Source organism: Neisseria dumasiana, from assembly GCF_022870885.1.
Classification (GTDB): Bacteria; Pseudomonadota; Gammaproteobacteria; order Burkholderiales; family Neisseriaceae; genus Neisseria; species Neisseria dumasiana.
Window position 1 is genome coordinate 2,643,132 of record NZ_CP091509.1, and the last position, 14,867, is coordinate 2,657,998.

Here is a 14,867-nt window from a genome sequence, read left to right on the forward strand (position 1 = left end):
TAAAACCCTACATACTGCTTGGAAACAACATACGTTATTGATTTGTATTTATATGTTGTAGATTGATTTTGGTGGGTCCGGTGGGGTTCGAACCCACGACCAAGGGATTATGAGTCCCCTGCTCTAACCCCTGAGCTACAGACCCGGTTAGAAAGGAAAGGGTGCTATTGTAGCACAATTTGCTGCTTGAACAAGGCCGGGCCTTTGCAAAATCTCCGGATGCGTATACGGTTCAAGGCGGGTAGCACGGCGCGCAGACATAGCGCATGCCGATACTGAATGCTGTGGCATCCGGTGTGTTTGTTATAATGAACAAACCTTAAATTTGTTTAAAACTGCTGCCTGCGCCACGAGCCGGTGCAATGGCAGGCTTGGGAAAGCATGTAACGGTTTATCGAACCGCAGCGGCCTCCCAAACCGTTTTCAGACGGCCTCGAAAGTAATCTTAATGAAATACAACGATCTGCGTGATTTTATTCAAAAGCTTGAGCGGGAAAACAAACTCAAGCGTATCGGTTTGCCGGTTTCTCCCCATTTGGAAATGACCGAAATCGCCGACCGCGTATTGCGCTCCGGCGGGCCGGCGTTATTGTTTGAAAATCCGGTGCGGAAAGACGGTTCGCGTTACGATTTTCCCGTGCTGGCCAATCTGTTCGGCACGCCCGAGCGGGTGGCGATGGGCATGGGTGCGGCGGATGTGTCGCAATTGCGCGAAATCGGCAAAACGCTGGCTTATCTGAAAGAACCGGAGCCGCCCAAAGGCATTAAAGACGCGTTTTCCAAACTGCCGCTGCTGAAAGACATTTGGAGCATGGCGCCGAATGTGGTGAAAAAAGCGCCGTGCCAAGAAATCGTGATTGAAGGCGACGATGTCGATTTAAACAAACTGCCGATTCAGCATTGTTGGCCGGAAGACGTTGCACCGTTGGTAACATGGGGGCTTACCGTTACCCGAGGCCCGCATAAAAAACGCCAGAATTTAGGCATTTACCGCCAGCAGCTTATCGGCAAAAACAAGCTGATTATGCGCTGGCTGGCACACCGCGGCGGCGCGTTGGATTTTCAGGCGCATAAAAAAGCCCACCCCGGCGTGCCGTATCCGGTGGCGGTGGTGTTGGGCTGTGATCCGGCCACCATTTTGGGGGCGGTAACGCCGGTGCCGGATACCTTGAGCGAATATCAGTTTGCCGGTTTGCTGCGTGGTTCGCGTACCGAATTGGTGAAATGTATCGGCAATGATTTGCAAGTGCCTGCGCGTGCCGAAATCGTGCTCGAAGGCGTTATCCACCCCGATGAAACCGCGCTGGAAGGGCCTTACGGCGACCACACCGGCTATTACAACGAACAGGATTGGTTTCCGGTGTTTACGGTGGAACGCATTACCATGCGCGAAAATCCGATTTACCACAGCACTTATACCGGCAAACCGCCCGACGAACCTGCCGTGCTGGGCGTGGCCTTAAACGAAGTGTTCGTGCCGCTGTTGCAAAAGCAGTTTCCCGAAATCGTCGATTTCTACCTGCCGCCCGAAGGCTGTTCGTACCGTATGGCCGTGGTCAGCATCAAAAAGCAATACGCGGGCCACGCCAAACGCGTGATGATGGGCTGCTGGAGTTTTCTGCGCCAGTTTATGTACACCAAATTCATTGTGGTGGTGGACGACGATGTGGACTGCCGAGACTGGAAAGAAGTGATTTGGGCGATTACCACCCGCATGGATCCCGTGCGCGATACGGTATTGGTGGAAAACACGCCGATCGATTATCTCGACTTTGCCAGCCCCGTTTCAGGCTTGGGCGGCAAAATGGGCTTGGATGCCACCAACAAATGGCCGGGCGAAACCGACCGCGAATGGGGGCGCGTGATTGAACGCGATAAAGCTACGGTGGCGAAAGTGGATGCGATTTGGAACGAACTGGGTTTGTGATCAGGCGTTTCAAGTCAAATAAATACTTGTTGATAACATGCGTTGCACAATGAATTTCATGCCGATGCGATTCTACAAACCAAACGCATCGGCATGAAATTCAATGTGCACGTCTATAAAGCTGGCAACAAAATAATAGCCGTGATCGTAGCCTTTGCGCAGGTTAAACTGCACATTGAAACCGTTGGCGCGGGCGGCAGATACAAATTTTTCGGGCTGCAATTCTTGCGGATAAAACGGATCGGCATCCCCCTGATCTATCAACACCGGCAGCTTATGCCCAACCTTCCCGACCAATTTTGTGCTGTCGTACTGCGCCCAAAGGCTTTCGTTTGCACCCAAATAAGCGGTAAAAGCCTGCCTGCCCAAAGGCGTTTCGCTCGGATTCACAATCGGGGCAAGTGCCGACACGGCCGCATAGCGGTTAGGGTTGTTCAAAGCAATGTGTAACGCACCGTGCCCGCCCATACTGTGCCCGACAATGCTGCGCTGATTATTCACGGGAAAATGCGCTTCGATAAGTTCGGGCAATTCGTGCGCCACATAATCATACATTTGGTAATGCTGCGCCCACGGTTCTTGAACGGCATTCACATAAAACCCTGCTCCCAAACCGATTTCGCCATTGCCTTGCGGCACACCTTCGCCGCGGGGGGAAGTATCGGGAACCACCAAAGCCATGCCCCAATGTGCGGCAAAACGCTGCGCCCCCGATTTAACCGAAAAGTTTTCATCGGTGCAGGTTAGACCCGACAGCCAATACAGCACGGGCACGCGGTAGCCCTGCAAAGCCTGCGGCGGCAGGTAAACGGAAAACGCCATATCCGTACCGGTGGAGCGGGATCGGTGGGTATAACGCTCATGGCGGCCGTTAAACATTTTATGGGCGGAAATTAAAATCGGTGCGTTCATCATCAAAGCCTTATTCAAAGCCTATATTACGGGCATTGAGGCCGTCTGAATGTTTCAGACGGCCTCAATGCAATGCCGGCAAGCGGGATTACAAACCCAGTTCCCAAGTGCTTTGCGGATCAAGCAAGCCGTCGGGGCGGTTTTCATAGTGGGCGAAGATAGCTTCGATGATTTCGTCTTCATCGTCTATCAAGCAGATTAAATCCATATCTTCGGGTGAAATCATACCGTTGCCGAGCAATTGTTCGCGAATCCAATCCATCATGCCCTGCCAGAAAGATTTGCCTACCAGAATAATCGGGCGGCTCGGCGTTTTGCCGGTCTGCACCAAAGTCAGGCTTTCAAACAATTCGTCGAGCGTACCGAAGCCGCCGGGCATCACCACATAAGCCACGGCGTGTTTGACAAACATGACTTTACGCGGGAAAAAATGCTGGAATTTAATCGAAAGGTTTTGATAGGGGTTGGCCGTTTGCTCGTGCGGCAACACAATATTCAAACCCACGGCAGGGCTTTTGCCCGCAAACGCGCCTTTGTTGGCCGCTTCCATAATGCCCGGCCCGCCGCCCGAAATAACTGAAAATCCGGCGTCCGACAATTTGCGCGACAAGCGTTCGGTAAACAGGTAATCGGGGTGATCAACCGGTGTGCGTGCGCTGCCGTAAATGCTCACGGCAGGCTGGATGGCACGCAATTCTTCGCCTGACTCGACAAATTCGGAAATGATTTTCAACAAATGATACGATTCCCGCGCCTGAATTTCGCGGCGGGTTTCTTCGGGAAGAATGGGGGCAGGCAATTTGTGGTAAAGGTTCATAAGGGCTTTGATGTCGATTAAAAAAAGGCTATTTTAACCGAATATGGCTGCAAAGGCTCAGGCCGTCTGAAAAATACGAAGCCCGCACTTCGGTGCAACCGTTGCCTTTAAAGCAAAATCCGCACAAGCCAAGCAAATGCGGATTTTGCAAAGGTTTTATATTTTCCGTTTCATCAATTGCCCATCACTTTTCCTTCGCGGCGCGGATCGGCTCCGCCCTGCAAGCCTTCGGCATGGATCACAATGCCCTGTACGCCCGAATTTAAATCGCGCACCTGAACTTTATAGCCCAATCTTTCCAAAACAGGGGCTTTGTCGGCAGCCGGTGTGTTTTGTTCCAACTCGTAGGTGCCGGTTCGGTTGAGCATATTCGGCAAATCGATAGCTTGCTGGATATCCATGCCCCAATCGAGATGGGCGGTTAGGGTTTTGGCCACATAACCGATGATGCGGCTGCCGCCGGGCGAACCGACTGCAAGGTAAGGTTGGCCGTTTTTCAATACGATGGTCGGCGCCATAGAAGAGCGCGGGCGTTTGCCGCCTGCCGCACTGTTGGCTACGGCTTTGCCTTCCGCATCAACAGGTTTGAAAGCAAAATCAGTCAACTCGTTATTCAACAGATAACCGTTGGCCATCAAAGTGGAGCCGAAAGCATTTTCGATGGAGGTGGTCATGGAAACCACATTGCCGTCTTTATCCACAATCACCAAATGGCTGGTAGAGGGCAATTCCATGCCTTCGCCTTTGCCCTGTGTGCGGGCAAATCCGCCGGGGCTGACCGATGGTAAAGCGCCGTATCGCTCGGCAATCGAGCCGGCACGCAGTTTCAGGTAAGCGGGATGGAGCATCGCATCAACGGGAACATCGGCAAATTGCGGGTCGGCCACATAATAATCACGGTCGGCAAACGCCAAGCGCGAAGCATCTCCAAGCAAACGCCAGCTCAAAATGTTTTCCGCGCCTAAAGTGCGCATATTGAAATGTTGCAGAATGCCGAAAATCTGCCCCAAAGCGATGCCGCCGGAGCTGGGTGCACCCATGCCGCAGATCTCGTATTCGCGGTATGGGGCGCAAACCGGCGTGCGCTCGATCACGCGGTAGCTTTTCAAATCATCCAGAGTGATGCTGCCGGGGTTATCGGCGGCGGCAACGGTTTTCACGATATTGATGGCGGGCATGCCGCTGTAAAAAGGCTCGCTGCCGTGCTTGGCCAGAAGTTTCACGGTTTTGGCAAATTCGGGGTTTTTCAACACCGTGCCGGCTTCAAGCGGTTTGCCTTCGGGTAAAAAATATGCGGCGGTGGCGGGATGGCGTTGCAGCTGTTCCAAGTTTTGCGCGATGGATTTAGCCATGCGCGGCGACACGGCAAAGCCTTGTTCCGCCAGCTCAACGGGTTTGTCGAACAGAGTTTTCCACGGCAGTTTGCCGTAGCGTTTATGCACATCTTCCAAAAGCTTGGGCACGCCCGGCACACCTACCGAACGGCCGCCGACCACGGCCTGCATAAATTTCAGCGGCTCGCCGTTTTCATCTAAAAAAAGCTTGTCGGTAACGGCTTCGGGAGCGGTTTCCCGCGCATCAAACGTGGTCAGTTTTTTTTCGGTGTTGTCCCAATACACCAAAAACGCACCGCCGCCCAAACCGGAAGACTGCGGTTCGGTTAAGCTCAAGGTGGTTTGCATAGCAATCATGGCGTCGATGGCACTGCCGCCGCGTTTCAGAATGTCGTATCCGGCTTCGGTGGCCAAAGGGTTGGCCGATGCCGCCATAAATTCTTTCGCCTGCACCAGTTTCTGCTCGGTCAGCCCCGTTCCCTGTTCCGGCGCGTGGTGTTCGGCAACGGGTGCCGATGATGCCGCAGACGCATCAAGCGGTGCAGCCTGCGCATAAGCACTAAAGCCCAAAACAGCCAACAAACTGCATAAGTTTTTTAATTTCATTACTTTACTCCCATCCGTAGCTTATTTTTAAATATGTGCACTATTACCCGATTTTCAGACGGCCTCAATACGGCAAAACTCTCAGGCCGTCTGAAAACTGTGTATAACCCTGAAACTTTCCACACCAAACCGCGTGCGAATTTATTTATCCACAATTGTGCCCACGCTTGAAGGAAAGTTTTCCCGAATCTTTTGGAAACGATAAATCGATGAAATAACAATTTAAAATCAGTTTATCCACAGCCGTGTTCGCTAATCAATATCACCATCTTTTTATTATTTATATTATTAGTTGTATTGGTTTTGGCCGCTTCAGCCCTGCAAGCGAAACATTGTTTAACTGCGCCTAATCGGTTAAAGTTAAACCGTACGAACTTCACAAACAAAAGGATTCTCCGATGAAAGGCGATATCGGCGTTATCGGTTTGGCCGTAATGGGTCAAAACCTGATTCTGAACATGAACGACAAAGGCTTTAAAGTTGTGGCCTTTAACCGTACTGTTTCCAAAATAGACGATTTTCTCAACGGCGCAGCCAAAGGCACCAACATTATCGGTGCCACTTCACTGCAAGATTTGGTCAATAAGCTTGAAAAGCCCAGAAAAATCATGCTTATGGTAAGAGCCGGTGCAGTAGTAGACGACTTTATCGGCCAACTTGTTCCCTTATTGGACAAAGGCGACATCATTATCGACGGCGGCAATGCCAATTTTCCCGATTCCACCCGCCGTACCCGCGAGCTGGCCGAAAAAGGCATCCGCTTTGTCGGTGCAGGCGTATCGGGCGGTGAAGAAGGTGCGCGTAACGGCCCTTCGATTATGCCCGGCGGCAACGAAGAAGCTTGGCCGCATGTGAAACCGATTTTACAGGCCATTGCCGCCAAAACCCCGCAAGGCGAACCTTGCTGCGATTGGGTAGGCCGCGACGGTGCCGGACACTTCGTAAAAATGGTGCACAACGGCATCGAGTACGGCGATATGCAGCTTATCTGCGAAGCCTATCAGTTTATGAAAGACGGTTTGGGCTTGAATTATCAACAAATGCACGAAATCTTCAGCATTTGGAACCGCACCGAATTGGATTCTTACCTGATTGAAATTACCGCCGATATTTTGGGTTTCAAAGACGAAAACGGCGAACCGCTGGTGGAAAAAATCCTCGATACCGCCGGGCAAAAAGGCACGGGTAAATGGACGGGCATCAACGCCCTCGATTTGGGCATTCCGCTGACCCTGATTACCGAATCGGTGTTCGCCCGCTGCGTTTCCGCCTTTAAAGAACAGCGCGTTCAGGCCGGAAAACTGTTCAATAAAACCATCAAGCCGGTGGCAGGCGATAAAACCGAATGGGTGGAAGCCTTGCGCGAAGCTTTGCTCGCTTCAAAAATTATTTCTTACGCACAAGGCTTTATGTTGATTCGCGAAGCCAGCGAAGTAAACGATTGGGCATTGAACTACGGCCAAACCGCTTTGCTGTGGCGCGAAGGCTGCATCATCCGCAGCGCGTTTTTAGGTAATATCCGCGATGCTTACGAAGCCAACCCCGATTTGGTTTTCTTGGGAGCAGATCCCTATTTCAAAGACATTCTCGAAAACTGCCTGCCGGCATGGCGCAAAGTGGTGGCCAAAGCCGTTGAGTGCGGCATTCCCATGCCCTGCATGGCATCCGCAATCACTTTCTTAGACGGCTACACCACCGAACGCCTGCCTGCCAACCTACTGCAAGCCCAACGCGACTATTTCGGTGCGCACACCTACGAGCGTACCGACAAACCGCGCGGCGAGTTTTTCCACACCAACTGGACGGGCAAAGGCGGCGATACGGCATCGACCACTTACGATATTTAATTTGCTGTTAGTGAGTAAAATAATGAGGCCGTCTGAAAACAACTTTTTCAGACGGCCTTTATTTTTGCGGTTTGACTGCTGTGTTTCATTGATAAAGCCGTCTGAATACTGTGTATAAGCGCAAAACTTTCCACACAAAGCCGATACGGTATTTATTTATCCACAATTATGCCTAAGTTTGAAGGAAAGTTTTCCCAAAGCTTTCTGCTCATACAAGTTGATGAATTTCAAATTAAAAACAAACTTATCCACAACAAAGAGCATCCATCAATATCATCGTCTTTTTATTATTTAATTATTAAGTTGTAATGGTTTCGGATCTTTTAAGCTGCTTTTCCGAACATTTGAACACCATATTGAAACTCACCATATTCGGATTAAGCCCGAATATGAATTTTGATCAACCATATATGCTGAGGCCGTCTGAAAAGGTTTATGCTTTTCAGACGGCCTCATTCGTTTCAACGGTAGGATATACGGTTTAATGCTACCAATCACCATCACGCGGTAAGCAGGCTTTGGCCGAAGAAGCCGCCTTTTTCCACGCCCGGCAGCGTGAAGAAATAGCCGCCGCCGAAGGGGCTGATGTATTCTTCCAGCGGTTCGGTATCGAGCAGTTTTTGCACGAAGATAAAGCCGTCTTCCAGATTGGCCTGATAGCAGATAAACACCAAGCCGACATCGAGCTGGCCGGCTTTGGAGAGGCCGCGCGAATAGTTGTAAGGCCGTCTGAACAGTTGGTGTTTCTTCATAAATTCGGGGTCGCGCGGGTTGGCGACGCGCATGTGGCTGTCTTTGGGAATCACTTTGCCTTCGGGGTCTTTGCCGTAATCGGGAACGTCGTTTTCGTATTTCATACCCAGCGGCGCACCGCTGTATTTTTCGCGCCCGAAAATGGTTTCCTGCTCTTGCAGCGGCGTTCTGTCCCAAAATTCGACGAAGTGGCGGATGATGCGCACGGCTTGGTAGCTGCCGTTTTTCGCCCATGCGGGTTCGTCCAAGCTGTTGGCGGCGATGCCCGTCCATAACACCTGATCGGCGGTTTGCGGGTTGCTTACGTCGGGGTTGGCGGTGCCGTCGTGAAAGCCCAGCAGGTTGCGCGGGGCGGAACCGGGTTCGGATTTGGGCAGGAAGCCGTCTATGCTCCAGCGAATGATGGCGTATTGCGCGGTGTTTTTGATGATGTCGCGCAGGGCGTTTTGGCAGGTTTCGGGGGTGAACGCGCAGATTTGCAGGCTGATGTCGCCGTCGCACCAGTCGGCTTGCAGCTTGTCGTTGAAGAAGTCTTTCATTTCCTGCAGGCGTTTGGGTTTTTTGGCGGCCAGCCCGAAGCGTTGGTCAAACAGGCTGGCTCCGACGCTCAGGGTGATGGTTAGCCCGTCGGGGCGGATGGTTTTGCCGAGTATGCCGCTGCCGGAAGGCGGCAGTTTGGCATCGCCGTCTTGCAGTTCGCCTCCTTGGGTGAGAAATTCGATGCGGCTGGTGATGATACGGAACAGTTTTTCCAAGTCTTTCGGGGTTTTGGCGAGCACGTCGAAAGCAGCCATAATGCCGAACTGTTGGTGCGGGGTGGTGATGCCTGCTTGGTGCTTGCCGTAGCAGTCGTAGCTTTCCGTGGAATGCTGTATGAGTGCGGCTTTCTCTTCGCTGCGGCCTTTTTTCTCGCCCCATGTGAAACCGCCTGCGGCTGCGACCGCACCGGTAGCGGCTGCGGCAACGGCGGCTTTGAGCAAGGTGCGTTTTTCGGGTTGGGTGGGGTTGCGGTGGTGGTTGCTCATGATATTTTGAAGACGATGTTTTCAGACGGCCTGATGTGTCGGGCCGTCTGAAAAGGGTTGATGAAAGAAAAATCAGTTCAGGCCGAGTGTGCCGCGCAGTTTGGCCAATTCTTCGGCTAGGGTGTTGATGGGTGCTTGCAGGGTTTTGCGGTCGGCTTCGCTGAGTTTGTCGTAGGTTTCAAAGCCGTCGGCGGTTTTGTATTTCGCCAAAATGTCGTTCACGGCTTTGAAGTTGGCATCAACGTTATCCAGCAGCGCCTTGTTTTTTTCGGCGATCAGCGGGCGGAATAAATCAACGATTTTTTGTGCGCCTTCCATGTTGGCATTGAAGTCGCTCAAATCGGTGTGGCTGTAACGGTCTTCTTCGCCGCTGATTTTGCTGTTGGCTACTTCTTCAATCAACACGGCCGCGCCGCCGACTACTTTGTTGGGCGGGAAGGTCAGCACGTCGATTTCCTGCTTGAGTTTTTTCACGTCTTGTTCGAGCTTGTCGGCCACGGCTTCAACGCCTTTGGTGGTTTTTTCGATCCACAAGGCGTGTTCGATGCGGTGGAAGCCGCTGAAGGCCGGGTCTTTGGGGCCGGCTTTGAAGTCGTCTTCACGCGCGTCGATGGCGGGGTCGAGTTCGTTAAACAGCTCGGCAATCGGTTCGATGCGTTCGTAGTGGGTGCGGGTGTCGGCAAACATGGCTTTGGCTTTGTCGGTTTCGCCCGCTTTCACGGCGGCAACGAAAGCGGCGGTTTTGCTCACCAATTGGTCGGCTTCCTGCTGAACGTAGGTTTTGTAGTCGGCCAGCGGTTGGGCGAGTTTGGCCATATCCGCTTCGCCGCCCGCCTGTTTGAAGCCGCTGTCGGTTACGGTGAGCTTGCCGCGTGGGTTGTTGAGCAGGCCGCAAGTCATTTCGTATTCGCCGGGCAGCAGGGTAACGGTCATTTTGTCGGCAAGGCCGGGGGCGATGTTTTCACGTTCGTCCACCACCATCACGCCTTTTAAGATTTCCCATTCGAGCTTGCGGCTGCTGTTGTTTTTGATGTTGAACACTACTTCGCCGCTAGGCACGGTGAGTTCCATCGGTTCGCATTTTTCATCGTTAACCGCCATATTGAAGCTGCCATCTTGCGCTTTGGCTTCGGCCGGTGCGCCGGATGCGGGCGCGGCGGTTTTTTCGGCTTCGGGCGGTTGGCAGGCGGTAAGGCCGAGTGCCAGCAGCACGGATAAAGCGGTGATATTCAGTTTCTTCATGTTTTACCTCTTTCTCAATTTACTGGGGATTTTCCAACAGATGCAGCCGGTGAGCTGCCGCGTAAGAACCAATACATCACGGGAATCAGGTAGAGCAGCCACACCAAAACTTCGCCCTGCGTGGGGTGGTCGGTATAGCCGAAAAAGCCGCCGAGCAATACGCCCAGCGGGCTGTCTTCGTGCAGGATGTGGGAAATGTCGAAAACGATGGTTTGCAGCCGGTTCCATACGCCCGCTTCATGCAGTGCACGCAACGAACCGGCGAGCAGGCCGGCGGCCACAAAAATCAAAAAAACGCCCGTCCAGCGGAAAAATTTTGCCAAATTCAGCCGTATGCCGCCCTGATAAATCAACGCACCGACTACAACCGCCGCCGTCAAACCCAGCACCGCGCCCGCCGGCATGTGCCAGCTCGGGCTTTGCTGGAATACGGCGAGCAGGAAAAACACACTTTCCAAGCCTTCGCGGGCTACCGCCAAAAAAGCCATGCCCACTAATGCCCAGCCTTGGCCGTTGCCGCGGTTTAAGGCCGTCTGAACCGAATCGTGCAGCTGCTGCTTCATGGAGCGCGCCGCTTTCTGCATCCATAAAATCATGTAAGTCAGCATGGCAACGGCTACCAGCCCGATGATGCCGACCACCAATTCCTGCTGCTTTTGCGGAATTTCGCCGGTGGCGGTGTGAATGCCGTATCCGAGAGTCAGGCACATCAACGCGGCTAACAGCACACCCAGCCACACTTTCGGCATTAAATGACCGTTGCCCGACTGATGCAGAAATCCGGCAACGATACCCACAATCAAAGCGGCTTCGATGCCTTCGCGAAGCATAATCAGGAAAGCAATCAACATAGAAAAATGCTTTCGATCAATTGGATAGCCATTTATAAGCTTGTTTTAAAATTAATGCAAATAATTTTTATTTTTAATTTATTGAGTAATAATCAAAAAAACAATAGGCCGTCTGAATGATATTTCAGACGGCCCCGGTTCTATATAAAGCCAATCAACTTAATTCACAAACAGCCCTGCGGGCAAACGTTAACGCCCGCATTTGGCTTGGGCCGATTTCAAAACCTCGTCCAACTTTTCAGCCGTTACCTCACCCAACACCGCCTGTTTGTAGCCGCATTTCGGTGCCTCTACCACCGTAAAGGGCAGCGCCCCCACCGTATTGCCGAAGCCTTTCATAAACCCCCGGCTGTCTTTGCCGGCATAACGCCAAATCGGATAACTCACCGGCGTCTGCTTGAGAAATTTGCCGATATTTTCGCTGCTGTCCAAAGCAATGCCCACCATATCGACGCTGCCTTTTTTCTGCTTTTTATACCAAGCCGACATTTCAGGCATTTCTTTGCGGCACGGGCCGCACCAAGTGGCCCATAAATTGATGATCCGTACCGGCGCTTTCAACGCAGCCGTGCTTTGCGGTGTCGAACCGTTCCAGCTCTGCACATCCGCAGCAACCGCATGGCTGCTAGCTGCGGCGGCAACGGCCAACATAAACGCATATACCTTTTTCATTGCGATACCTCAATAACATCAAACTGCCGCCATTTTATGCTTTTCAGACGGCCCAAGGCACAAGACAAATTGTAAAGCTTGGTTTACAATCGGAAAAATCATTGAAAATGTGAGGAACCGCCATGCAGGAAGCCGTTACACTCTACCATAACAACCGTTGCAGCAAATCGCGTGCCGCGCTCGCCCTTTTGCAAGTGCGCGGTCTGAAAACCAAAGTGGTCAATTATCTCGATACGCCGCCCACTTTTGAAGAATTAAAAAACATTTTCAACCAATTAGGTGCAGAATCGCCGCGCAGCATGATGCGCGTGAAAGATGCCCTCTACCAAGAATTGAATTTAAACCATCCTGATTTAAGCCACGACGAACTGCTTCAGGCCATTGCCGATCATCCTGCGCTGCTTGAACGCCCCATCGCCGTTGTCGGCAACAGAGCCGCGGTAGGCCGCCCGCTCGAAAACATCGAAGCCTTGCTGTAAATCCGCCCGATTGCCGTTGCAGGCATCAGAATCAAACCCGATAACCTTTATGAGCATACCGATTTTCCGCAGCCGCAACGGCTTACGCTACCACCTGTTAAACGGCATTATTTTAAGCCTGCTGCTGGTGCTGTTTTCGTTTGCCTGCTGCATTTGGTCGGTTTACCACACGGGCAACCAAACCTTGCCCGCAGGCGTGCGTGCCGACGCCGCCGTGGTACTCGGTGCCGCAGCGTGGGACAAACGCCCCTCGCCGGTGTTTCAAGAACGCATCAACCATGCCATAACGCTCTACCAAAGCAAACGCGTAGAAAAACTTGTTTTTACCGGCGGCACACCCAAAAAAGGCTTCATGACCGAAGCCGAAGTAGGGCGCCGCTACGCCATCAAACAAGGCGTGCCCGCACGCGATATTTTGTTTGAAAACACCTCGCGCAACACATACGACAATCTGTACAACATCGCCCCCTTGCTGCGCGACAACGGCATCCGCACCATCATTATCGTGAGCGACCCCTACCATACCGCGCGTGCCGCCGCCATCGCCAAAGACCTCGAATTAAACGCCGCAGTGTCTGCCACCCCCACCAGCCGCTACACCGCTTCGCAAAAAAAAGCCAAGTTCCTTTTTCAAGAAAGCTACGCCTTGTTTCTCTATTACGCCGAACACTGGGGCAACAGCATTTTGCGTTTTTTCGGCCTGCGTTAAACGCCGATAGCGCCGTTATATAGAAAAGGCCGTCTGAAACCATAAGCGTTCAGACGGCCTTTTGCATGGGTAAAACGATGCCGAGTTTATTTCTGTTTCGGCCGAAAAGCCTTGCACACGGCTTCGTCGGTTTCGATAAATGCTCCGCCGATGAGTTCGACGCAATAAGGTATGGCACTAAATAAGCCGTGTACTTTAATGTTTCCTTCGCCGTCACGCACGCCGCCGAGGGTTTCGGCGATGGACTTGGGGCGGCCGGGCAGGTTAACAATCAGGCATTTGCCGCGGATACCGGCGGTTTGGCGCGACAAAATGGCCGTCGGCACATAATAAAGGCTGATTTGGCGCATCTGTTCGCCGAATCCCGGCATTTCTTTGTCGATTACGGCCAATGTGGCTTCGGGCGTGATGTCGCGCGGCGAGGGGCCGGTGCCGCCGGTGGTGAAGATAATATCGCAACCGTCGGTATCGGCCATTCGGCACAGCGCGGCTTCAATGGCATCTTGCTCGTCGGGAACCAGAGCTTCGGCAAAATGAATCGGATTGCTAACGGCCGCCTGCAACCATGTTTTCAGGGCGGGGATACCTTCGTCGGGGTAGATGCCGCTGCTGGCACGGTCGCTGGCGGAAAGCAGGCCGATTGTTACGGTATCGAGGGTACGGTTCATCTTAAGCTCTTTCTTGTTCAAACGGCTGTTCAGACGGCCTCGCGGCTGTACAACCATCGGATAAGGCTCGCAGCAATACGCCGCACCAGCTTACAAATCAACCAGCAAACGGCGGATTTTTTCAATGGCGCTACGGGTATCGCCCCCGCAGCCGTGGGCATTGCTGCCGTTGGCGGTTACGCATGCGATGCCGGTTACGCCGCACAGATGCATATAAGGCAGCTCGAGTTCGCGTGCCAAAACGGCTTCAGGCATACCGGTCATGCCCACAATGTCGGCTCCGTCTTGAAGATAGCGGCGCACTTCGGCGCGGGTAGGCAGGCGCGGGCCTTGTATGCAGGCATAAACGGCTTTGTCGTAAACCGGTGTGCCGTGGGAGGCGGCATGCTCCAACACGGTTTTGCGCAAATCATTGTCGTAGGGATATGAAAAATCGGTGTGGACGACTTCTTGCGACTGGCCTTCAAAAAAAGTGCTGCTGCGGTTGAAGGTGTAATCAATCACGTCGTGGGGAACCACCAGCGAACCCGGCTCGAACGCTTCGCTCAATGCGGCCACAGATGCAATGGAAATAATGCTTTCCGCACCTACCGAGTGCAACGCCCAAATATTGGCGCGGTAGTTGATTTCGTGCGGGGCGAGCGAATGGCTGAGGCCGTGACGGGCCAAAAAAACGATTTCGCTGCTGCCGAGCGTGCCGAACAGCAGAGGGCTGCTGGTCAGGCCGTATGGCGTGCGGACAATGCGGCGGTGGTTGATGTGGAGTTCGGGCAGGCGGGTTAGGCCGCTGCCGCCGATAACGGCTATCATGGGCAATATTCCGTAAATGATTAACAAAGGGCTTATTGTAAGGGATTCGCCTGCCGGTGTGTGCGTTACGGGTAATAAACTTCATACCTGCCGCATACGGGTGATTCAGACGGCCTCAAAACGCACAAAGCAACCTTTGCCAGCTTATGCGGGATGCGGTTTAAGGCATATATAGCCAATCAACACAGAAATGCGCCGCACAAATGGGAACAAAA

General features: G+C 52.7%; 14 protein-coding genes and 1 tRNA gene. 5 read left to right on the top strand and 10 right to left on the bottom strand.

Annotation, left to right across the window (positions count from 1 at the left end; translation table 11 throughout):
- Positions 1–69 precede the first annotated feature (69 nt).
- Positions 70–145 (bottom strand) — tRNA-Ile (locus tag LVJ88_RS12335).
- A 303-nt stretch (positions 146–448) separates the two neighbouring features.
- Between LVJ88_RS12335 and ubiD the strand changes: the two genes are divergently transcribed.
- Complete coding sequence (gene ubiD, locus LVJ88_RS12340) at positions 449–1,927, top strand: 4-hydroxy-3-polyprenylbenzoate decarboxylase (RefSeq protein WP_085418354.1); 1,479 nt, start codon at positions 449–451, stop codon at positions 1,925–1,927.
- Between the two features lie 72 nt (positions 1,928–1,999).
- On the opposite strand, the gene fghA is transcribed toward ubiD, so the two are convergent.
- The 3 genes from fghA to ggt all read right to left on the bottom strand — a co-directional run bounded on the left by fghA (position 2,000) and on the right by ggt (position 5,596).
- Positions 2,000–2,839 (bottom strand): S-formylglutathione hydrolase, encoded by an 840-nt coding sequence (fghA, locus tag LVJ88_RS12345; RefSeq protein ID WP_085418353.1) that lies wholly within the window; start codon positions 2,837–2,839, stop codon positions 2,000–2,002.
- An 88-nt stretch (positions 2,840–2,927) separates the two neighbouring features.
- Positions 2,928–3,656 carry an LOG family protein gene (locus tag LVJ88_RS12350; RefSeq protein ID WP_054600332.1) on the bottom strand — a complete coding sequence of 243 codons (729 nt, stop codon included), beginning with the start codon at positions 3,654–3,656 and terminating at the stop codon, positions 2,928–2,930.
- Positions 3,657–3,829: 173 nt separating this feature from the next.
- Positions 3,830–5,596, bottom strand: a complete 1,767-nt coding sequence (ggt, locus tag LVJ88_RS12355) for a gamma-glutamyltransferase (RefSeq protein WP_085418352.1) — start codon at positions 5,594–5,596, stop codon at positions 3,830–3,832.
- Positions 5,597–5,629: 33 nt separating this feature from the next.
- Here ggt and LVJ88_RS12360 point away from each other — a divergent pair, with 33 nt between their 5' ends.
- Both LVJ88_RS12360 and gnd read left to right on the top strand, forming a co-directional pair.
- Entirely contained in the window at positions 5,630–5,767 is a 138-nt protein-coding gene (locus LVJ88_RS12360; protein ID WP_158087938.1) for a hypothetical protein, read from the top strand.
- A gap of 227 nt (positions 5,768–5,994) precedes the next feature.
- The gene (gene gnd / locus LVJ88_RS12365) at positions 5,995–7,443 is read left to right on the top strand and encodes a decarboxylating NADP(+)-dependent phosphogluconate dehydrogenase (RefSeq protein ID WP_054600334.1); all 1,449 of its coding nucleotides are present in this window, start codon (positions 5,995–5,997) and stop codon (positions 7,441–7,443) included.
- A gap of 500 nt (positions 7,444–7,943) precedes the next feature.
- On the opposite strand, the gene efeB is transcribed toward gnd, so the two are convergent.
- The 4 genes from efeB to LVJ88_RS12385 all read right to left on the bottom strand — a co-directional run bounded on the left by efeB (position 7,944) and on the right by LVJ88_RS12385 (position 11,986).
- Entirely contained in the window at positions 7,944–9,221 is a 1,278-nt protein-coding gene (gene efeB / locus LVJ88_RS12370) for an iron uptake transporter deferrochelatase/peroxidase subunit (RefSeq protein WP_085418351.1), read from the bottom strand.
- Positions 9,222–9,293: 72 nt separating this feature from the next.
- Positions 9,294–10,463 carry an iron uptake system protein EfeO gene (efeO, locus tag LVJ88_RS12375; protein WP_085364338.1) on the bottom strand — a complete coding sequence of 390 codons (1,170 nt, stop codon included), beginning with the start codon at positions 10,461–10,463 and terminating at the stop codon, positions 9,294–9,296.
- Positions 10,464–10,477: 14 nt separating this feature from the next.
- Entirely contained in the window at positions 10,478–11,314 is an 837-nt protein-coding gene (gene efeU / locus LVJ88_RS12380; RefSeq protein ID WP_085418350.1) for an iron uptake transporter permease EfeU, read from the bottom strand.
- Between the two features lie 189 nt (positions 11,315–11,503).
- Positions 11,504–11,986, bottom strand: a complete 483-nt coding sequence (locus LVJ88_RS12385) for a TlpA disulfide reductase family protein (protein WP_085418349.1) — start codon at positions 11,984–11,986, stop codon at positions 11,504–11,506.
- Positions 11,987–12,108: 122 nt separating this feature from the next.
- Here LVJ88_RS12385 and arsC point away from each other — a divergent pair, with 122 nt between their 5' ends.
- Both arsC and LVJ88_RS12395 read left to right on the top strand, forming a co-directional pair.
- Positions 12,109–12,465 carry an arsenate reductase (glutaredoxin) gene (arsC, locus tag LVJ88_RS12390; RefSeq protein ID WP_054600339.1) on the top strand — a complete coding sequence of 119 codons (357 nt, stop codon included), beginning with the start codon at positions 12,109–12,111 and terminating at the stop codon, positions 12,463–12,465.
- A 49-nt stretch (positions 12,466–12,514) separates the two neighbouring features.
- Positions 12,515–13,174 carry a YdcF family protein gene (locus tag LVJ88_RS12395; protein WP_054600340.1) on the top strand — a complete coding sequence of 220 codons (660 nt, stop codon included), beginning with the start codon at positions 12,515–12,517 and terminating at the stop codon, positions 13,172–13,174.
- An 86-nt stretch (positions 13,175–13,260) separates the two neighbouring features.
- Here LVJ88_RS12395 and mog read toward each other — a convergent pair whose 3' ends face one another.
- Together mog and LVJ88_RS12405 are read right to left on the bottom strand one after the other, a co-directional pair.
- Positions 13,261–13,842, bottom strand: coding sequence for a molybdopterin adenylyltransferase (mog, locus tag LVJ88_RS12400; RefSeq protein ID WP_085418358.1), 582 nt, complete (start codon positions 13,840–13,842; stop codon positions 13,261–13,263).
- A gap of 90 nt (positions 13,843–13,932) precedes the next feature.
- On the bottom strand, positions 13,933–14,652 hold the full coding sequence (locus LVJ88_RS12405; RefSeq protein ID WP_085356865.1) for an S-methyl-5'-thioinosine phosphorylase: 720 nt from the start codon (positions 14,650–14,652) through the stop codon (positions 13,933–13,935).
- Between the last annotated feature and the right edge of the window lie 215 nt (positions 14,653–14,867).

What these genes read in the sequence shown, in the direction of transcription:
- LVJ88_RS12350 (WP_054600332.1), bottom strand. Translation starts at nt 3,656, where the DNA reads ATGAACCTTTACCACAAATTGCCTGCCCCCATTCTTCCCGAAGAAACC.
- mog (WP_085418358.1), bottom strand. Translation starts at nt 13,842, where the DNA reads ATGAACCGTACCCTCGATACCGTAACAATCGGCCTGCTTTCCGCCAGC.
- arsC (WP_054600339.1), top strand. Translation starts at nt 12,109, where the DNA reads ATGCAGGAAGCCGTTACACTCTACCATAACAACCGTTGCAGCAAATCG.
- ggt (WP_085418352.1), bottom strand. Translation starts at nt 5,596, where the DNA reads ATGAAATTAAAAAACTTATGCAGTTTGTTGGCTGTTTTGGGCTTTAGT.
- gnd (WP_054600334.1), top strand. Translation starts at nt 5,995, where the DNA reads ATGAAAGGCGATATCGGCGTTATCGGTTTGGCCGTAATGGGTCAAAAC.
- LVJ88_RS12385 (WP_085418349.1), bottom strand. Translation starts at nt 11,986, where the DNA reads ATGAAAAAGGTATATGCGTTTATGTTGGCCGTTGCCGCCGCAGCTAGC.
- LVJ88_RS12360 (WP_158087938.1), top strand. Translation starts at nt 5,630, where the DNA reads ATGTGCACTATTACCCGATTTTCAGACGGCCTCAATACGGCAAAACTC.
- fghA (WP_085418353.1), bottom strand. Translation starts at nt 2,839, where the DNA reads ATGAACGCACCGATTTTAATTTCCGCCCATAAAATGTTTAACGGCCGC.
- LVJ88_RS12395 (WP_054600340.1), top strand. Translation starts at nt 12,515, where the DNA reads ATGAGCATACCGATTTTCCGCAGCCGCAACGGCTTACGCTACCACCTG.
- ubiD (WP_085418354.1), top strand. Translation starts at nt 449, where the DNA reads ATGAAATACAACGATCTGCGTGATTTTATTCAAAAGCTTGAGCGGGAA.
- efeO (WP_085364338.1), bottom strand. Translation starts at nt 10,463, where the DNA reads ATGAAGAAACTGAATATCACCGCTTTATCCGTGCTGCTGGCACTCGGC.
- LVJ88_RS12405 (WP_085356865.1), bottom strand. Translation starts at nt 14,652, where the DNA reads ATGATAGCCGTTATCGGCGGCAGCGGCCTAACCCGCCTGCCCGAACTC.
- efeU (WP_085418350.1), bottom strand. Translation starts at nt 11,314, where the DNA reads ATGTTGATTGCTTTCCTGATTATGCTTCGCGAAGGCATCGAAGCCGCT.
- efeB (WP_085418351.1), bottom strand. Translation starts at nt 9,221, where the DNA reads ATGAGCAACCACCACCGCAACCCCACCCAACCCGAAAAACGCACCTTG.